This is a genomic window from Paracidovorax avenae ATCC 19860 (genome assembly GCF_000176855.2).
In the GTDB taxonomy this organism is placed as follows: domain Bacteria; phylum Pseudomonadota; class Gammaproteobacteria; order Burkholderiales; family Burkholderiaceae_C; genus Paracidovorax; species Paracidovorax avenae.
Genome location: NC_015138.1, coordinates 2,538,368 through 2,555,903 on the forward strand (window position 1 = coordinate 2,538,368; position 17,536 = coordinate 2,555,903).

12 protein-coding genes are annotated in these 17,536 nt (G+C 68.3%); 4 read left to right on the forward strand and 8 right to left on the reverse strand.

Annotation, left to right across the window (positions count from 1 at the left end; all coding sequences use genetic code 11):
• Positions 1-53: 53 nt before the first annotated feature.
• From ACAV_RS11250 to ACAV_RS11270, 5 genes are all read right to left on the reverse strand, one after another.
• A complete protein-coding gene (locus ACAV_RS11250) occupies positions 54-1,229 on the reverse strand; it encodes a PLP-dependent cysteine synthase family protein (protein ID WP_244875537.1) in 1,176 nt (391 codons plus the stop codon).
• A complete protein-coding gene (locus ACAV_RS11255; protein ID WP_013594700.1) occupies positions 1,226-4,033 on the reverse strand; it encodes a S9 family peptidase in 2,808 nt (935 codons plus the stop codon). The genes ACAV_RS11250 and ACAV_RS11255 overlap by 4 nt, the downstream gene beginning before the upstream one ends.
• A 1-nt stretch (position 4,034) precedes the next feature.
• Positions 4,035-4,367, reverse strand: a complete 333-nt coding sequence (trxA, locus tag ACAV_RS11260; RefSeq protein WP_013594701.1) for a thioredoxin — start codon at positions 4,365-4,367, stop codon at positions 4,035-4,037.
• A gap of 63 nt (positions 4,368-4,430) precedes the next feature.
• On the reverse strand, positions 4,431-6,200 hold the full coding sequence (locus ACAV_RS11265; protein ID WP_013594702.1) for an ABC transporter ATP-binding protein/permease: 1,770 nt from the start codon (positions 6,198-6,200) through the stop codon (positions 4,431-4,433).
• A gap of 2 nt (positions 6,201-6,202) precedes the next feature.
• Positions 6,203-8,584, reverse strand: coding sequence for a TonB-dependent siderophore receptor (locus tag ACAV_RS11270; RefSeq protein WP_013594703.1), 2,382 nt, complete (start codon positions 8,582-8,584; stop codon positions 6,203-6,205).
• Positions 8,585-9,004: 420 nt separating this feature from the next.
• On the opposite strand from ACAV_RS11270, the gene ACAV_RS11275 reads away from it, so the two are divergent.
• A complete protein-coding gene (locus tag ACAV_RS11275; protein WP_013594704.1) occupies positions 9,005-10,486 on the forward strand; it encodes an aminotransferase-like domain-containing protein in 1,482 nt (493 codons plus the stop codon).
• 185 nt (positions 10,487-10,671) lie between these two features.
• On the opposite strand, the gene ACAV_RS11280 is transcribed toward ACAV_RS11275, so the two are convergent.
• Both ACAV_RS11280 and ACAV_RS11285 read right to left on the reverse strand, forming a co-directional pair.
• Positions 10,672-12,156 (reverse strand): sensor histidine kinase, encoded by a 1,485-nt coding sequence (locus ACAV_RS11280; protein WP_013594705.1) that lies wholly within the window; start codon positions 12,154-12,156, stop codon positions 10,672-10,674.
• Positions 12,149-12,838, reverse strand: coding sequence for a response regulator transcription factor (locus tag ACAV_RS11285; RefSeq protein WP_041829170.1), 690 nt, complete (start codon positions 12,836-12,838; stop codon positions 12,149-12,151). Before ACAV_RS11285 ends, ACAV_RS11280 begins: the two co-directional genes overlap by 8 nt.
• A 129-nt stretch (positions 12,839-12,967) precedes the next feature.
• Here ACAV_RS11285 and ACAV_RS11290 point away from each other — a divergent pair, with 129 nt between their 5' ends.
• From ACAV_RS11290 to ACAV_RS11300, 3 genes are all read left to right on the forward strand, one after another.
• Positions 12,968-13,927 carry a Bug family tripartite tricarboxylate transporter substrate binding protein gene (locus ACAV_RS11290; protein WP_013594707.1) on the forward strand — a complete coding sequence of 320 codons (960 nt, stop codon included), beginning with the start codon at positions 12,968-12,970 and terminating at the stop codon, positions 13,925-13,927.
• A gap of 122 nt (positions 13,928-14,049) precedes the next feature.
• Positions 14,050-14,607, forward strand: a complete 558-nt coding sequence (locus ACAV_RS11295) for a tripartite tricarboxylate transporter TctB family protein (protein WP_013594708.1) — start codon at positions 14,050-14,052, stop codon at positions 14,605-14,607.
• 2 nt (positions 14,608-14,609) lie between these two features.
• Positions 14,610-16,121, forward strand: coding sequence for a tripartite tricarboxylate transporter permease (locus ACAV_RS11300; protein ID WP_041829171.1), 1,512 nt, complete (start codon positions 14,610-14,612; stop codon positions 16,119-16,121).
• A gap of 194 nt (positions 16,122-16,315) precedes the next feature.
• Here ACAV_RS11300 and ACAV_RS11305 read toward each other — a convergent pair whose 3' ends face one another.
• Positions 16,316-17,512: a PepSY-associated TM helix domain-containing protein gene (locus tag ACAV_RS11305; RefSeq protein WP_013594710.1), complete on the reverse strand. Its 1,197-nt coding sequence runs from the start codon at positions 17,510-17,512 to the stop codon at positions 16,316-16,318.
• Positions 17,513-17,536 lie beyond the last annotated feature (24 nt).

The following is a 17,536-nucleotide window of genomic DNA, read 5'->3' on the forward strand; positions in this document are numbered from 1 at the left end:
TTTCCAGGCCTTCCTGTTCGGTATCTGCAGACGCTCTGTCGCCCGGGGCCGGGTCACGCGCCGCTGGCGGCGCAACGCAGCGCGGGGGCCAGCGGTGCGCCTTCCAGGAAGCCGCGCAACTGCCGGTCCGCCTGCGCGATGTCGATGCCGCTGCGCTCGTACCATGCCGGGTCGTAGTAGCTGCGGGCGTAGCGGTCGCCGCTGTCGCAGAGGATCGAGACGATGGAGCCCTCGCGGCCTGCGGCGGCCATCTCCTGCGCGGCCCAGAGCAGGCCGATGAAATTGGTGCCGGTGGAGCCGCCGACCTTCCGGCCGAGTACCGTGGAGACATGGCGCATGCCGGCCAGCGACAGCGCGTCGGGCACCTTGACCATCGCGTCCACGCAACTGGCGATGAAGCTGCGCTCGACATGCGGGCGGCCGATGCCTTCGATGCGCGAACCGTTCGCGACCGTGAGGGCGGGGTCGGGGCGCCCCTGGTGCAGCCCTTCGTAGTAATCGAAGAACACCGAAATTTCCGGATCGGCGCACAGCACGCGCGTGGGGTGCTGGCGGTAGCGCACGTAGCGGCCCAGCGTGGCGGAGGTTCCGCCGGTGCCGGGGCTGCAGACGATCCACTCCGGCACGGGATGCCGCTCCATCTGCATCTGCCGGAATATGGATTCGGCGATGTTGTTGTTGGCGCGCCAGTCGGTGGCCCGCTCCGCATAGACGAACTGGTCCATGAAGTGGCCGCCGCTGTCTTTCGCCAGCACCATCGAGGCGGCATGCAGGTCGCAGGCCCGCTCCACGAAGTGGCATCGCCCGCCGTGGAACTCGATCGCTGCGATCTTCTCGGGGGACGTGGAAGCCGGCACGACTGCGATGAACGGCAGGCCCAGCAGGCGCGCGAAGTACGCCTCCGAGACCGCCGTCGATCCGCTGGAAGCCTCGATGACCGGAGCGCCCTCGCGCAGCCAGCCGTTGGAGAGCGCATAGAGGAACAGCGAGCGCGCGAGGCGGTGCTTCAGGCTGCCGGTCGGGTGGCTCGACTCGTCCTTGAAGTACACGTCGATGCCGGGATAGCCGGGCAGCGCCATGGGAATCAGGTGCGTGTCGGCCGACCGGCTGAAGTCGGCCTCGATCCTGGCGATGCACCCGGCTTCCCAGGTGCGCTGCCGGGTGCTGCGCCCGCTGGCTGGCGCGGGGCGGAGAAGGGAGCCGGGCGCATCGGAAAAGGGCGCCATCATGCGGCCTCTTGGACGGGGTATTCCGCCAGCTGCAGCGAATGGCCGAGGTAGTCCATCGGAGACCAGGCCTCGGTGCGCCCGCCCAGGTGGCGGCCCAGGAAGTCCTCGCACAGGGCATTGAACGACATGCGGTTGGCTTCCCGCACGAAGCCATGGCCCTCGTCCGTGTAGAGCGCATAGGTCACCGGGATGCCGCGCTCCCGCAGGGCGGCGACCATCTGTTCCGACTCGGCCTGCTTCACGCGCGGGTCGTTGGCGCCCTGGGCGATGAGCAGCGGCGCACGGATCTGAGCGGCGCGGTGCAGGGGGGAGCGGTCGCGCAGCTGGGCCAGTCCCTCTTCCGTGGCCGGGTCGCCCATCGCGCGGTGCTGGCGCACGCGGTCCGCTTCCCAGTAGGCGGGAATGGAGGCCAGCAGCGTTTCCAGGTTGGAGGGGCCCACCACGTCGATACCGCAGGCGTAGCGCGACGGGTATCGCGTGAGCGCCGACAGCACGGCATAGCCGCCGTAGCTGCCGCCGAAGATGGCCAGGCGCTGCGGATCGGCGATGCCACGCTCGACGGCCCAGGCCACGGCGTCCTCCAGGTCCTCGTCCATCCTGCGGCCCCATTCGCCGTCCGCCGCGTTGACGAAGCGCTTGCCGAAGCCGGTCGATCCCCGGAAGTTCACGCTGAGCACGGCATAGCCGCGGTTGGCCAGCCACTGGTGCATGGGGTTGAAGCCGAAACCGTCGCGCGACCACGGGCCGCCATGCACCAGCATCACCAGCGGCAGCGGCGCGGTCGTGCGTAGGTCGCCTGCCTCGGAGCCCATGGGCACGGTGAGATAGGACACCAGCGAGAGGCCGTCGCGCGCCGGGATGACCACCGGCTGCATCCGCGCGAGCGGAGCCCATGCGAGTTCGGGCCGCAGGTCCAGCAGGTGCCGCATCTCTCGCGCCTTGCGGTCGTACAGCCACGTGGAAGACGGCCGCGTGTCGGACGACAGGGCGATGACCCATTGCTGGTCGTCTTCGGTGCGCGAGGTCAGGTGCCATTCGCCGTCACCGGCGTGGCCGTCGAGGCTTTCGATGTCACGCTCGATGGCGTCGTCCAGCACGTGCAGCTTGAAGCGCTCGTAGGTCACGCCGTAGGCCAGGGGGCGGTAGCTCGCGGCATCGGTGATCATGCCGCCGATGTCGGCGCGCGGGTCCTCGGCCAGCACGGTGGTGGCGCCGGTGTTCCAGTCGATCGCGACCAGCGCGGCGGTGTCGCGCCCGCGGCTGTCGTAGGCGTACAGCGTGCGGCCCCCGGCGTCGAAATGGGAAGGACCGGAACTGCGCCCGTCTTCCGCAGAGAACACCTGCCAGGGCTGCCAGGTTCCCGCCGCATCGCGCCGCAGCCACTCGCTGCCGCCGTCCCGTGTATTGCGCACGGCCAGCTTCGCCTCGTACTGCGCATCCACCACGAAGCCGGCAAAGCCGGTGTTTTCTTCCACGCAATGCATTGCGCCCGTGCGCAGGTTCAGCACATGTACGTCGAAGAAGCGTGCGTCGCGGGCGTTCGAGACGACCGCGATTTCGCCCTGCCGTTCCCGGCTGATGCTCTGCACGCCCGTGCGCACGCCGGCCGCCGCAGGTGTCAGGGCGCGCAGGCTGCCGTCCGCCAGATCGGCGCCGAACAGTTGAAAGTTCTCGTCGCCGTCGCGGTCCTGCGAGAACAGCAGCATGCCGGGAACGTAGGTCCAGTGGAAGTTCTGGATGCCGCGCCGCTTGTCATGGGTGACCTGCCGTGCCTCGTTCGGGCTGCTGCTGGGCGCGGCCCAGATGTTCATCACGCCATCGCCGTCCGCCAGCCACGCCAGCCACTGGCCGTCGGGGCTGATCGTCATGGCGGCGCGTGCCGGGTTGGCGAACAGGTGCTTGCGGGGGATGAGCGCTGCGCAAGCGTCACCGTCGGCCGCATGCAGGATGTTCTGCATCGCCAGTGCTGCCCGGCGCCATTGCTTGCCGTACTGGCTCCTCTGGTATCGGTAGAAGGCCCTGAGCCGCCTGGCTTTCTCGGGGTGCTTTTGCTCCAGCAGAAGGAAGACATTGGTGGATCCGGTGTCCCCAGGCTCGCGGCCGGCCTTGTCTTCCGCCTGGAGCGCTTCCAGCGTCCGCTTCATGTCTTCGTCTTCCGCCTTGCCCCAGGGATAGACGGCCATGCCTGCGGCGATTCGTGCGTTCATCCAGCCACGCAGCGTGTCCGACACGGCGCTGCGGGACTGCATCGGGTCCCAGGCGGCGGATTCGATGCACGTACCCACGGATGCGGCCACGGAACCGGGCGCCTGGGCATTGGTCTGCGCGACCGCCTCGCGGCGGGCCTTGCGCCAGCTGGCGTTGTCGATGTCCTGGCCCGCCAGGCGCGCCGCGTGCAGCGCGACCACGCCTTCCAGCGCCTCGGCCAGGCCGGCGGCAGCCTCCAGGCCGTTCAGCCCGTGGGTCTTGCCCTTGAGCAGTTCCAGCAGGATGCGGCTACCCATCGTGTCCATCGGCATGCCAGGAGGAATGCCCTGCAGCAGGTGGATGCCCCAGGACACGCCCATGTTCGAATGGGCGGCGACCATCGAATCGATCGTGAGGGCCAGCCACTTGGGCAGGCCGTAATCGACTTCCCAGCGGTCCAGGTCGTCGCCCTGCAGCAGGCTGCCGACGAAGCTGCCGACCTCGCCGTTCCAGTACAGGGGCCGGTGCTCCCAGCGGCCGGCTTTTTCCAGGGATTGCAGTTGGTCAATCACCTGCTGGCGCAGTTGCGGGTCGCCGTGGTACGCGTGCAGGGTCATCTCAGGCTTCCAGGGCTTCGTCGATGATCTGGGCGATGCGCGTCTTGGAGACCAGGCCCACGAGGCGGGCCTTCTCCTTCCCGTCCACGAAGAGGATCATGGTGGGCAGGCCGCGCACCTGGAACTGCTGCGCGGTGTCCTTGTTTTCGTCCGCATTGATCTTGCAGATGCGGGCTTCGCCCGCGTATTCCTCGGAGATGTCGTCCACGATGGGCAGCAGTTGCTTGCAGGGAGCGCACCATTCGGCCCAGAAATCCACGAGGACGGGGCCGGAGGATTGGAGGACGTGTTCTGAGAAGGTCGCGTTGGTGAGGGGGATGACTTGCGAAGACATGGTTCGGTTCTGTGAGTGGCGAAGAGGAGAAAGAACGGTGAGGAAGAGAGGCCGCAGGCGGATTCAGGCGGGCTTCGGCGCGGGCTTCGCGTCGTCGTCGCTGCCATCGAGCCGATCGCCGTCATGGCTGCCGCTTTCACGGCTGCGCGGCGTGAGGTCCAGCACGTGGTCGTGGTAGGAAATGAGCGATTCGCGGTGCGCCACGCTGATCAGGGTGCTGCCCGGCAGCGCGTGCAGCAGCGCCTGGTAGAGCGCCCGCTCGGTGTCCGGATCGAGGGCGCTGGTCGCCTCGTCCAGGAACAGGTAGTCGGGCCGGTGCAGCAGCGCACGGCAGATCGCCAGCCGCTGCTGCTCGCCGCCCGAGAGCTTCTGCTGCCAGCGGTCGCTGTCGTACAGCCGGTCGGCCAGCGCCGGCAGCCGCACTTCATGCAGCACTTGGCGCACACGTTCGTCGTCGAAGTCCTCGGGTTGGCCTGGATAGCACAGGGCCGCCTTGAGCGTGCCCTGCGGGATGTAGCTGCGCTGGGGCAGGAACATCAGCCGCGCACCGTCCGGCTGCTGGATGCCGCCCTCGCCGTAAGGCCAGATGCCCGCCACCGCGCGCAGCAGCGTGCTCTTGCCGGCGCCCGAGGTGCCGCGCACCAGCCAGCGCTCGCCGCGGCGCATGCACAGCGCGGGGATGGAGGCGAGCGGTTCGCCGTTCGGCCTGCGCAGTGCGATGTCCTGCGCTGCGATGGCGTCGCCCGGAACGCGCGCGACATGAATGCCAGCTGGTCGCTCGTTGACCTCCTGGATGACACCCAGCAGATCGCGCAGCCGGTTGCCCAGGGCCCACCATTCGGTGAAGGTGACGTACGCATGGCTGAAGAAGGCCAGGCTGCTGCTGACGGCGCTGAACGCGCCGCCCACGCGCGTTACGTCGCCCATCGTGATGGCGCCCGAGAGATAGCGGGGCAGCGCCGCTGCCGTCGGCAGGAGGTGGGATGAAAAAGTCGTCGTATAGGTTTCGCGCGCCAGGATCATCTTGACGTTGCGCACGATGATGTCCCGCCAGTTGGACCGTACTTCTTCGAAGGAATCGTCCAGCCGCAGCTTCTCCTGCGCACCGCCGTCGTAGAAGGCGATCTGCTCGGCGTTCTCCCGCAGTTGCATGCCGCGGTAGCGGAAATTGGCTTCGACGGTCTGGCGGCGGTTGAACAGGTCGATGAGCGGACGGCCGGTGAAGTGCGAGATCAGCAGCGAGAGTGCCGAATACGCATAGACCAGATAGACCATGTAACCGGCAATGGCGAAGTCGATGCCCCACAGCGTGAAGTGCAGCGTGCCGGACAGGTTCCAGAGGACGACGGTGAAGGACACTGCCGATACCACCACGTGGATGGGGTTGAGGAACATGAATAGCGTCAGTTCGATGAACCGGGGGACATCCTGCGAGATGCGCTGGTCCGCGTTGTCCAGGCATCCGTCCCGCTCGATGGCGTAGTACGTCCGCCGGCGGGTCCAGGCGTCCACAAGCCAGCGCGTCATGGAGGTGCGCCATTCGTACTGCTGCAGTTCCGTGATCGCGAACAGAAGCACCATCGACACGAGCATGGCCAGCATGCCGGCGATCCAGGACAGGCCCAGGCTGCGCCAGATATCGTCCCAATCCCGCTTCACCAGCGCATCCACCACCTGGCCCGACAGCTGGTTGGCCCAGATGGCTACGTACACGCTGGTGAACATGAGCACCAGCCGGGCCGCGAGAAGGATCCAGCCCCGCCAGCTTTCGCGGGAAGTCCAGTAGGGCAGGATCAGGTCGCGAAGGCGCGGTCGGTGGTGGTGGACGTTCATGGTCAGAGCTTGCGCTGGTAGGTCAGCATGAACGTGCGCTTGTCATAGACCGGCACGTACGTGGCCGACGTGGAAAAGCCATACAGTGTGCGGTTCGCCAGGTTCTTCACGCCCAGTCGCAGCGACCATTCCGGCTGCGTGTAGGCGACGCCGGCATCGATCCGGGCGCCACCGGGCGAGCGCGTAGCCGTGTCGGTGAGTCCCAGCGGGGCATCGCTCCAGGCGCTGATGCCGAAGGCGAGGCTCCAGTGGCGCAGCCGCTCCGACTGAAAGTCGTAGGTGCTCCACAGGCTGGCTTGGCTGTCTGGCCCCACGCCCGGACGCGCCGCCGGATCGACCATGCTCCTGCGTTTGTTGTAGGAATAGTTGAAGATGAGGTTGAGCCCGCGCATGGGTCTGCCTGCCGCCTCCAGTTCCACGCCCTGTGACCGCTGCCCCTCGATCAGGTCGTTGCAGTTCAGCGGGCGGTTGCGCCGCAGCAGGTTGACCTGGTCGATCTGGAACACGGCGGCCGACCAGGAGAAGCGGTCTTCCACATTGCTCTTGATGCCCAGTTCCTTGCTCTTCGACAGGGTAGGGGGGGTGGACGCCGAATTGGTGCCGCAGATATTCAGGTCCGAGAACAGCGGCGAGAAGCCTTCGGCGTAGCTGGCGTAGATCGACGTGTTCCAGTCCAGGTTGTAGATCAGCCCGGCATTGACGGTGTTCTTGCTGAACGATCTTTTGGCCGACGTCATGTCGGGCGTGGGGGGATTCGTATATTGGGTGACGATGCCGGGGCCGGTGTCCAGGCTCGTGTGGCGCAGGCCCGCCACCAGCGTCCATTGCTCCCATTTCAGGGTGTCCTGCAGGTACAGGCCCCGCTGCTCCTGCGGCGAGTAGCTGCGGTAGGCACGGGTGCCGTCGTTGCGCACGAGTGCCGGGAAGGGGTATTGCGTGGGCTGGTCGAAGCGCACGGCCAGATTCGGGCCCGTGTACTGGGTCTGGTCGAAGCTGTAGTCGCTGTGGTTGATGCCGGCCACCAGGCGTTGCTCCACAGGGCCGGTCTTGAACTTGTAGCTCAGGTAGTGGTCACCGCTGGTGGTGGTCTGGTTCGACCGGTTCATGGTGCCGCTGTAGTTCAGCAGCAGGTTGGGAGCGCTGATGGGGAACTGGGGCGTCCACACGGCCACATCCAGGTCGGTGCTCACACGTTGCAGTCGGCTGTTGAACTGCAGTGCGTCCGAAAAGGAGTGCTGCAGCGTATAGAACACCGAGTGCGTTTCGGCGTCGATGCCATCGCTCCGGTTCCCGGGAAGGGTCGGCGGGGAGGGCTCGATGTAGCCCCGGACCGCCACCGTGTATCTGTCCAGTACCGAGCGCGACTTGTCGGCCGACACGCCGGCGATGAAATCCGTGTCCGCGGTCTTCCAGCGCACCTCTCCCAATCCATAGGTCTGCGAGCGTCCGTCGTAGCCCGCGGAGCTGCCGCCGGCACGCGTCGCCGATCCGATCAGGCGGTAGCTGAATTCCTTGCTGTCGTTGATCGCGCCGGCCAGGTCGATGGTGCCGGTGCGTTCGGCATGGCTGCCGTAGCTGACCGACACGTCGCGGATGCGCTCGGCCGTCGGTTTCTTGGTGACGATGTTCAGGGTGCCGCCCAGTCCATTGGCGCCGGAAAGCAGGGCCTGCGGGCCCTTGAGGACTTCGATGCGTTCCACGCCGGCGATGTTGGTCTTGTAGGAGTTCGGATCGCTCAACCCGTTGGACAGCGTGGAGGCGCTCGTGCCGAAGCCGCGGATGCTGAAACCGCTGGCCCCCTGCGTGGCGGGTTGCACCACCACGCCGGCGACGTTCCGCAGCGCTTCTTCGACCGTGGCCGACTGCTGGGTTTCCAGCACCTTGGCCGTCAGCACCGTGACCGACTGCGGCACGTCGAGCAGGTCGGCGCCGCCGCGCGTCGCGGTGGAGGAGCTGGACGCGCGAAAACCCGTCTCCGCCTCGTCGCGCTTGGCGGTGACGGCCACGGCCGCCAGTTGCTGCACGAAGACGCGGATCGAGCCGTCCGGGCCGGTGTTCATGGTCAGGCCGCTGCCCGAGATGGCGGCCTGGACGGCGCCTTGTTCGCTGGTCTGTCCGGAGATCGCGGGTGCCTGCAGGCCCTTCACGTCCGCTTCCTCGAACTGGACGCGCTTGCCGCTGATCCTGGAGATCGCCTGCAGCGTGGCCGAGAGGGGGCCCGCGGGAATGGAGAAGTCCCGCTGCGCACCGGCCTGCGCGACCGCGGCAGGTTGTGCCTGCTGCTGGGCATGCACGGCCGCCGGCAGTGCGAGGGCGAGGGCGGCGCAGACGGCGGTGGAGCGGAAAGGAGCCGGGCGGAGCATCGGGGACGTGGTGGACAACATGGCGGGAATCCTCTGGAGGGACATGGTTGGCGAAATCGCTCTCAACAGATGCAATTAGTGTTCCATACGCTTTCCATGTGGCGTGAACGGCCAGGCGGTCGTCCATTCCGGTGGCTGCTCCTGGGTGGATTCCGTGCCGGAAAAGTGTTTGGTACAGTTTATTGTGACACTTCGCCCGGTGCACGGGATCGGGGTATGTACGGATGGGCTGGCCAAGGGCAGGTGCGCGCGCCGAAGAGGTGCGGAATGGCGCACCATGTGGTGGCAGCGGTGCTGCAAGGAAGATGTTCGCCCTGTACTGGTGCGTCATCGAGGGGCTGACTGTACGTATCAGTTTCAGGCTGCGGCCCTGCCGGCGCTGCGGCGGTCTATCATCCGCGGACCCCTCCACATCTCCATCCTTCCGACAGCGCTCCATCCATGCCAGCCTCCCCCAATCCGAAGCCGGGCCCCAAGTCGCAGAAAAAACAGGCTGCACCGCAGGCTGCCCGCGCCAGCGGAGCACTCATCGACCGGATCTTCAACGAATACAGGGGCCGGATCGAAAGCCGGGCGCTGGCTGTCGGGGAGCGGCTGCCATCCGTGCGCGCGATGGCAGCCAGCATGGATATCAGCAATGAAACCGTTCTGCGGGCCTACGACAAGCTGGCGGCGGCGGGTTACCTGGAGGCACGCCGTGGCTCGGGCTTCTACGTCTCGCCCCAGGCCCTGCAAGTGGGCAAGCCCGCTTCGCCCCCGCGATGGAACGGGCCGCCGGCACTGAATTCCTGGGACCACCTGCTGCAATCCGCCGGGCCGGAAGGAGACTCCGCACTCGGCACATTGCCCGCCGAGTGGATCGGCACCGAAGCACTGTCCGGTGCCCTGCGGTCGCTGGCTGCACGAGCGCACCTGGGCCTGGCCGAGTATGCGGACCGCCGCGGGTGGCTGCCGCTGCGCGAAGCCCTGGTGACCAGGCTGCGCATGGCCGGCATCGATGCCGCGCCCGACCAGATCATGACCACGGCGGGTGCCTCCGACGCGCTGGATCTCGTCGTCTGGTCGTTTCTCTACCAGGGCCAGTACGTGGTGCTGGAAGAGCCGGCATCGTTCATCCATACCCAGCGCCTGATGGCCAGCGGCATCTGGATACTGCGCGTGCGGCGCCTGGAGGACGGTCCGGACCTGGAGCAACTCGCGGAGCTGTGCGAGAAATACAAGCCGAAGGCGTTCTTCTGCAGCTCGGTGCTCCAGAACCCGACATCCACCAGCCTGTCGCCGCGCAAGGCCCACCAGCTGCTCAAGCTCGCTGAGCAGCACGACATGTGGATCGTGGATGACGACACCTATGGCGACCTGCTGCCGCGCAGCCGCCTGGGCGAGACGGCGCGCCTGGCGGCGCTGGACCATTTCGAGCGGGTGATCCACATCGGTAGCTTCTCGAAGACCGCGGCGCCGGCGCTGCGGTCGGGCTTCCTGGTGGCGAACAGCCAACGCATGGAACGCCTGCTGCTGATGCGCTCGGTCAGTGCGATCCATTCCTCCCTGGTCACGGACCAGATCGTGCACTACCTGCTCACCGAAGGCGGCTACGAGCAGCATTGCGAAAAGCTGCAGAAAAAGCTGGCTGCCCGCGGCAAGGCGTTGCTGGCGAAGATTCGCGCACGCGGCTGGAAGGCGAACGCAACGGGCGCGGGCATGTACCTGTGGATGTCGCCCGGAGAAGCGGTCGATGCCGGGGCCGTATGGCAGGCGCTGGCGGCGGATGGCGTCATGGTGGCCAACGAAACCATTTTCGCGAGCCACAGGATCGACTCGCACGTGCGCCTCAACATCGCGCACACCGACGACGCCATGCTCGACCGGATCGCGGCCGCGGTGGCCAGCACCGGGCGCGCTGCGGGCCTGGCCGGGCTGTCCTGACCCGGGGCTGCTGCACGTGGCTGCCCCGGCTGCCGCTTCCTGTCAGCCGTGCGTAAGGGGCGTGCCCACAATCGGTGGCACCGGGCGGGCGCATGGCGCCTGCCGGGAATTCGGGCTGTGACCAGGCCGTAGCGCCTGCCCGACTTGGGCCCGCCCTCCGTGGCGGGCATTTCTTTGCGCCGCCTTCAGGGCACGGGCTTCTTCCTCTCCGTACCCGGTCCGTGGCCGTCCGGGGCCAGCGGCAGCCGAACCACGGCGTCGAGGCCGGCCACGCGGCTTCCGTCCATGCGGTTCGACAGCTCGATCTGCCCGCCCAGCGCCCGCACGATCTCCAGGCAGATGGCCAGCCCCAGCCCGGAGCCAGCCCTTACGTCGCCCGCGGAGAACGGCTGGAACAGGCGCTGCGCCAACTCGGCGTCGATGCCCGGTCCGCTGTCCGCCACCGTCAGGGCCGCATGGCGCCCGTCCGTGACCAGTTCGACCGACAGCACGCCCGATTCGGGCGTGTGCCGGATCGCGTTGTGCAGCAGGTTGCGGGTGAGTTCGCGCAGCATCCATTCGTGGGCCAGCACGGGGGCGGCCTCCGTGTGGATGCCGAAATCCAGGTCGCGCTGCGCGATCAGGGGCGACAGTTCCAGAGCGATCGCGCGCAGCTCACCATCCAGGCGGGTGATGGGTGGCGCGCTCTGCTGGCGCAGCTGCTCCACCTTGGCCAGCGCCAGCATCTGGTTGGCGAGCTGCGTGGCGCGGTCCACGGTGTCGCTGATTTCCAGCAGCGCCTGCCGGGGCGCGACGTCGTCGCGCAGTGCCGACTGCACCTGCACCTTGAGCACGGCCAAAGGGGTGCGCAGCTGGTGCGAGGCATCGCGCACGAAGCGCTGCTGGTGCGCCAGCAGGTGCGCCAGCCGGCCCATCACGTGGTTCGTGGCCTCGACCAGGGGCTGCAGCTCGCGCGGCGCGCCGGGCGCTTCGATGGGGCGCAGGTCGTCCTCGGGCCGGGTCTGCAACTGCTCGCTGAGCTGCCGCACCGGGCGCACGGCCCACTGCACCACCAGCGCCACGATGAGCGCGACGACCAGCGCCAGCAGCGCCTGGCGGGCGAGGGTCGCCTGCAGGATCTGCAGTGCGAGGGTGCGGCGCAGTTCCAGTGTTTCGGCCACCTGGATCACCGCCATGCCACGGCCTGTCGGGCTGGCGACCGGCTGCAGCAGCACGGCGACGCGCACCGGCTGGCCGCGGAATTCGTCGTCGTAGAAGTCCACCAGCGCGGCATAGGGCGGCCGCGCGGGAATGTGCCCGTGCCAGAACGGCAGCTCTGCGAAGCCCGACACCAGCCCGCCCTGCAGGTCCGACACGCGGTAGAACATGCGGCTCTGGTTGTCCGCCTCGAAGGCCTCCAGCGCGGAGTAGGGCACCGTGGCCCGCAACCGCGCCTGCCCGTCGTATCCCGACACGTCGATCTGCTCGCCGATCGTCTTGGCGGACGCCAGCAGCGTGCGGTCGTACGCCGTGTGCAGGGCCGACAGCGTCTGGCGATACAGGCTGGCCGTGTTGTAGGCGATGAACAGCGCCACCGGCACCAGGATGCCCAGCAGCAGGCGCCGCCGCAGCGACTGCGCGCGGCCCGCCCCACGGCTCACGGCGGCAACCTCCGAACGGCGCTCATGCATCCGCCCTGAGCAGGTAGCCCAGCCCGCGCAGGGTCATGAGCGTGAGCCCGGTTCCGGCCAGCTTCTTGCGCAGCCGGTACACCACCACCTCGATGGCCTCGTACTGCACGTCCAGCTGCCCGGGGAACACCAGTTCGTACAGCCGCTCCTTGGCCACGGCGTGGCCCGGCTGGGCGAGCAGGGCGTGCATGAGGGCCAGTTCGCGCGGTGTCAGCTCCATCACCTCGCCGTCGCGGTAGATGGCACCGCTGTCCTTCTCGTAGCGGATCGCGCCGATGGATACCGTGGAGGGCGCGGCGGCCGGCCGCGCTTCCGACAGGTCCCCCAGCCGGCGCACCAGCGCGCGCAGGCGCGCCTCCAGCTCGTCCAGGTCGAACGGCTTGGGCAGGTAGTCGTCCGCGCCGGCATTGAGCCCCAGCACCCGGTCGCCCACGGTCCCGCGGGCGGTGAGCAGCAGCACCGGCGTGCGCAGGCCGCTGGCGCGCGCCTGCTGCAGCACCTGCAGGCCGTCCAGCCCTGGCAGTGACAGGTCCAGCACCACGGCATCGGGCGGACGCGACGCCCACTGTGCCAGCGCGGCCCGGCCGTCGCCGAGCGCGGTCACCTCCATGCCGCGGCGCGCGAGCGAACGCTGCAGCGTGGCCTGCATGGCCGGGTCGTCTTCCACGAGAAGCAATTGCATGCGCGGGACCATAGCACCGGGCGCGGCCATGGCACCCATGGGTGTTTTCCCTGAGTCGGCGGACAGCCGTTTGACAGGAAGCGGGCGCATCATCGGCCCCGTTCGCCAAACCACAAGGAGACAAGAACCATGCGTCGCGATACCTTCCTCAAATCCCTGGCGGCCCTCGCGGCCGCGGGCGCGCTGCCGCTGTCGGCACGCGCCGCGGCCGCGATCCGGATGCTGCTGCCCGCCAACCCCGGTGGCGGCTGGGACACCACCGGCCGGGCGCTCGGCAAGGCGATGCAGGACGCGGGCGTGGCCTCGTCCGTCACCTACGACAACAAGGGCGGCGCGGCCGGCGCCATCGGCCTGGCGCAGTTCGTCAATTCCGCCAAGGGCGACCCGAACTCCCTGATGGTGATGGGCTCGGTCATGGTGGGCGGCATCATCACCGGCAAGCCGCCGGTCAACCTGTCTCAGGCCACGCCGATCGCACGCCTGACGAGCGAATACAACGTGTTCGTGCTGCCTGCCAACTCGCCGTTCAAGTCGATGGCCGAGGTGATCGCCCAGCTCAAGAAGGACCCGGGCAGCGTGAAGTGGGGCGGCGGATCGCGCGGCTCCACCGAGCACATCGCGGCGGCCATGATCGCGCGCGAAGTGGGCGTGGACCCGGCAAAGATCAACTATGTCGCGTTCCGTGGGGGCGGCGAATCCGTCGCGGCGATCCTGGGCGGCAACGTCACCATCGGCGGCGGCGGCTACAGCGAGATGGCCGAGTACATCAACACGAAGAAGATGGTGCCGGTGGCCGTCACGTCGGCCCAGCGCCTGAAGGGCTCGGACGTGCCCACGCTCAAGGAGCAGGGCATCAACGTCGAGATCGGCAACTGGCGCGGCGTCTATGCGCCTCCTGGCATCTCCGCGCCGCAGCGCAAGGCGCTCATCGACATGGTGGCCCAGGCGACGAAGAGCAAGAGCTGGGCCGAATCCATGGAGAAGAACGACTGGACCGCTGCCTGGCTCGCGGGCGATGAATTCGGCGCCTTCGTGGATGCCGAGTTCGCCAGCATGCGCGCCACCATGGTCAAGGCCGGCATGGTCTGACCGCCGCGGCGGGCGCCGTGCCCGCCGCGCTTCCCGAGTTTCCCCTTTCTTTTCCGTACCGCCTGGCACGGCACGGTGGCGCGTGCCCGCGTGCCCTGGCCGTTTTCCCGAGGACACCCATCATGTCAGAGCCTCTTGCACCTACCGCGGCGGAAGCCGACAGCGACGAGGGCGCCGTCCCGTCCCGGCGCGCCCAGACCATCGTGGGCGGCTGCGTGCTGCTCGTGGCGGCGGCGCTCGCCGCGGGCGCCCTGCAGATCCCCGGCGACGCCGGCTACGGCGGCGTGGGCCCGAACTTCCTGCCCTGGCTGGTCGCGGTCGTGCTCGCCGTCTGCGGCGGGTTTCTGCTGTGGGAGGCAGCCTCCGGCGGCTTCCGCTCCCTCGGCGCACCCGGCGGCGCGGCCCGGGCGGACAAGCTGGCCTTCGTCTGGGTGTCCGCCGGGCTGTTGCTTAATGCCGCGCTCATCGGCACGGTGGGCTTCATCGTGAGCTGCACGATCTGCTACGTGCTGGCCGTGCAGGGCCTGCGCCGCGCGGGCCGCCAGCCGGCCGCGGGTGCCGCGCGCACCTGGGCGGTGGATGTGTTCACCGGCCTGGCGATTTCCGCGCCCGTGTTCTGGGCCTTCACGCAATTCCTGGCGATCAACCTGCCGGGGCTCACGCAAACGGGGTGGCTGTGATGATGGACATTTTCAACGCCCTGCTGCAGGGCTTCGCGACGGCGGCCACGCCCGCCAACCTGCTGTGGGCCCTGGTGGGCTGTGCGCTCGGCACGGCCGTGGGCGTTCTGCCCGGCATCGGCCCCGCCGTGGCGGTGGCCATGCTGCTGCCCATCACCGCCAAGGTGGAGGTGACGGCCTCCATGATCTTCTTCGCCGGCATCTACTACGGCGCCATGTACGGTGGATCGACCACTTCCATCCTGCTGAACACGCCCGGTGAAACGGCCAGCATGGTCACGGCGATGGAGGGCAACAAGATGGCCAAGAGCGGGCGCGCGGGTGCGGCCCTGGCCACGGCGGCCATCGGCTCGTTCGTCGCCGGCACCATCGCCACCGTGGTGGTCACGCTGTTCGCGCCCTCCGTGGCCGAATTCGCCGTCAAGCTCGGGCCGCCCGAATACTTCATGCTGATGGTGCTGGCCTTCACCACGGTGAGCGCGGTGCTGGGCCAGAGCACGGTGCGCGGCCTCACGGCGCTGTTCCTGGGCCTCGCGCTGGGCTGCGTGGGCATGGACCAGATCTCCGGCGCCGCGCGCTACACGCTGGGCCAGCCCGAACTGCTGGACGGCATCGACATCGTGCTGGTGGCCGTGGGCCTGTTCGCGGTGGCCGAGGTGCTGTATGCCGCCATGTACGAAGGCCGGCAGGTGGACACCCGCAACCCCATGGGCCGGGTCCACATGACGGCGCGCGACTGGAAGCGCTCGGTGCCGGCATGGCTGCGTGGCACGCTGCTGGGCACGCCGTTCGGCTGCATTCCCGCCGGTGGCACCGAGATCCCGACCTTCCTCAGCTACGCGACCGAGAAGAAGCTCGCCAAGGGCGCGGACCGCGAGGAGTTCGGCACGAAAGGCGCCATCGAAGGCGTGGCCGGGCCCGAGGCCGCGAACAACGCCACCGTCACGGCCGCGCTGATTCCGCTGCTCACGCTGGGCATCCCGACCTCCAACACCACCGCCGTGCTGCTCGGCGCCTTCCAGAACTACGGCATCAACCCCGGCCCGCAGCTGTTCACCAGTTCGGCCGCGCTGGTCTGGGCGCTGATCGCCTCCCTCTACATCGGCAACGTGATGCTGCTGGTGCTCAACCTGCCCATGGTGGGCCTGTGGGTGAAACTGCTCAAGATCCCGAAGCCGCAGCTCTACGCGGGCATCCTGATCTTCGCCACGGTGGGGGCCTACGGCATGCGCCAGAGCGCGTTCGACCTGTTCCTGCTCTACGGCATCGGCCTGCTGGGCGTGATGATGCGCCGCTTCGACTTCCCCACCGCGCCCGTGGTGGTCGGCATGATCCTCGGGCCGCTGGCCGAGGCGCAGATGCGCAACGCGATCTCCATCGGCGAGGGCAGCTGGTCGGTATTCGTGACGCGTCCGATGTCGCTCGCGCTCATCGTGATCGTCGTCGCGGTGCTGGTGCTGCCCCGCCTGCTGCGCGGCTGGGCGGCCCGGCGGTTGCAGGTGGCAACCCCCTGAAATAGCGAGCAACCCCCTGAGGCGCTTCGCGCCTTCCCCCTTTTTTCACGCTGCGCGTGGGAAGGGGGACGCCGCCAGCGCGGCGGGGCGGCCCTTGCGCGGCGGCCGCTGGCCTGGCCTGCTCCGAGGCCATCTGACTGGTAGCGCCCGAGGTGGCTTTCGCCCCAGGGCCTGTCAGCTGTCGTCTTGGATGGTCAGTTCCCCGCGGTACGCGCCGCGGACGGTTCCAGCGGGGCGCCTTCGGGCGCCCCGTCGCGTTGGCGGCGCGATGCCGCTTCCTTGTCCTTCTGCGTGGCGCCCGAACCCTTCTTCAGCCACAGGTAGAGCCCGCTGCCCAGCACGATGATGGTGGCGATGTCCAGCAGGGCCCAGAGGATCTGCATCGGCATGCCGGCGTAGTCGCCGAAGTGCAGCGGCTGGGAGATGAGCAGGGCCGTGAGGTACCACGGCAGTTCCGGCGCGGCCGTGACCTGCGCCGTGCGTGCGTCCACCAGCACGGGCTGGTAGAGGCGCGACGTGAGCGGTTCGCTGCCGTGCAGGAAGAAGGTGTTGTGGTGCGGGCTGGAAAACGCCGTGCCCGGGAAGGCGATGAACGACAGGCGCATGCCCGGGGCGCGCTCCAGCGCCGCGTCCAGCGATTGCTGCAGCGAGCCGCGTTCGGCCTGCGGGGTGACGGGCTGGCCCGCATAGGGCGCCAGCAGCGACGAGAGCTGGTCGTGCTGCCAGTACTTGATGACCAGATCGGCCCACGTATTGATCATGCCGGTGCCGCCCACCACGAAGGCCCACACCAGGGTGACGATGCCCAGCAGGTTGTGCAGGTCCAGCCATTTCACGCGGGTGGAGCGCTGCCCGCGCACCGTGCCGAAATCCAGCTTGCGCATGAAGGGCGCGTAGAGCACCACGCCCGAGACGATGGCCACCAGCAGCAGCAGCCCCATGAAGCCCAGGAAGAGCTTGCCCGGCAGCCCCGCGAACAGGTCCACGTGCAACTTGTACATGACATACATGAAGCCCTGGTCGAACCGCGGCTGCGCCAGGATGGCGCCGGTGCGGCCGTCCACGGCCACCGAACGGAAGTCGGTGGTCGGAGCGGGCGTGTGCGTGAGCGTGACGAACCACACGTTGGGGTCGTCCGCGTCCTGCGACGCGAACTGCACGATGCGGTCCGGATGCTGCGCGCGCGCCACCTCCAGCACCCGGTCCAGGCTGACCCGGCGCGTTTCCCCCGGCATCGGCGGCGCCTCGACCTCCGTGCCCAGCAGGTGGCCGATCTCGTGGTGGAAGATCAGCGGCAGCCCCGTCAGGCAGAGCAGGAGCATGAAAATGGTGCACACCAGGCTGCTCCACTTGTGCAGCCAGGACCAGGTCCTGAGGGCTTTGGGGGTCATGTCGTCGTCCTGCTCCAGCGAAAG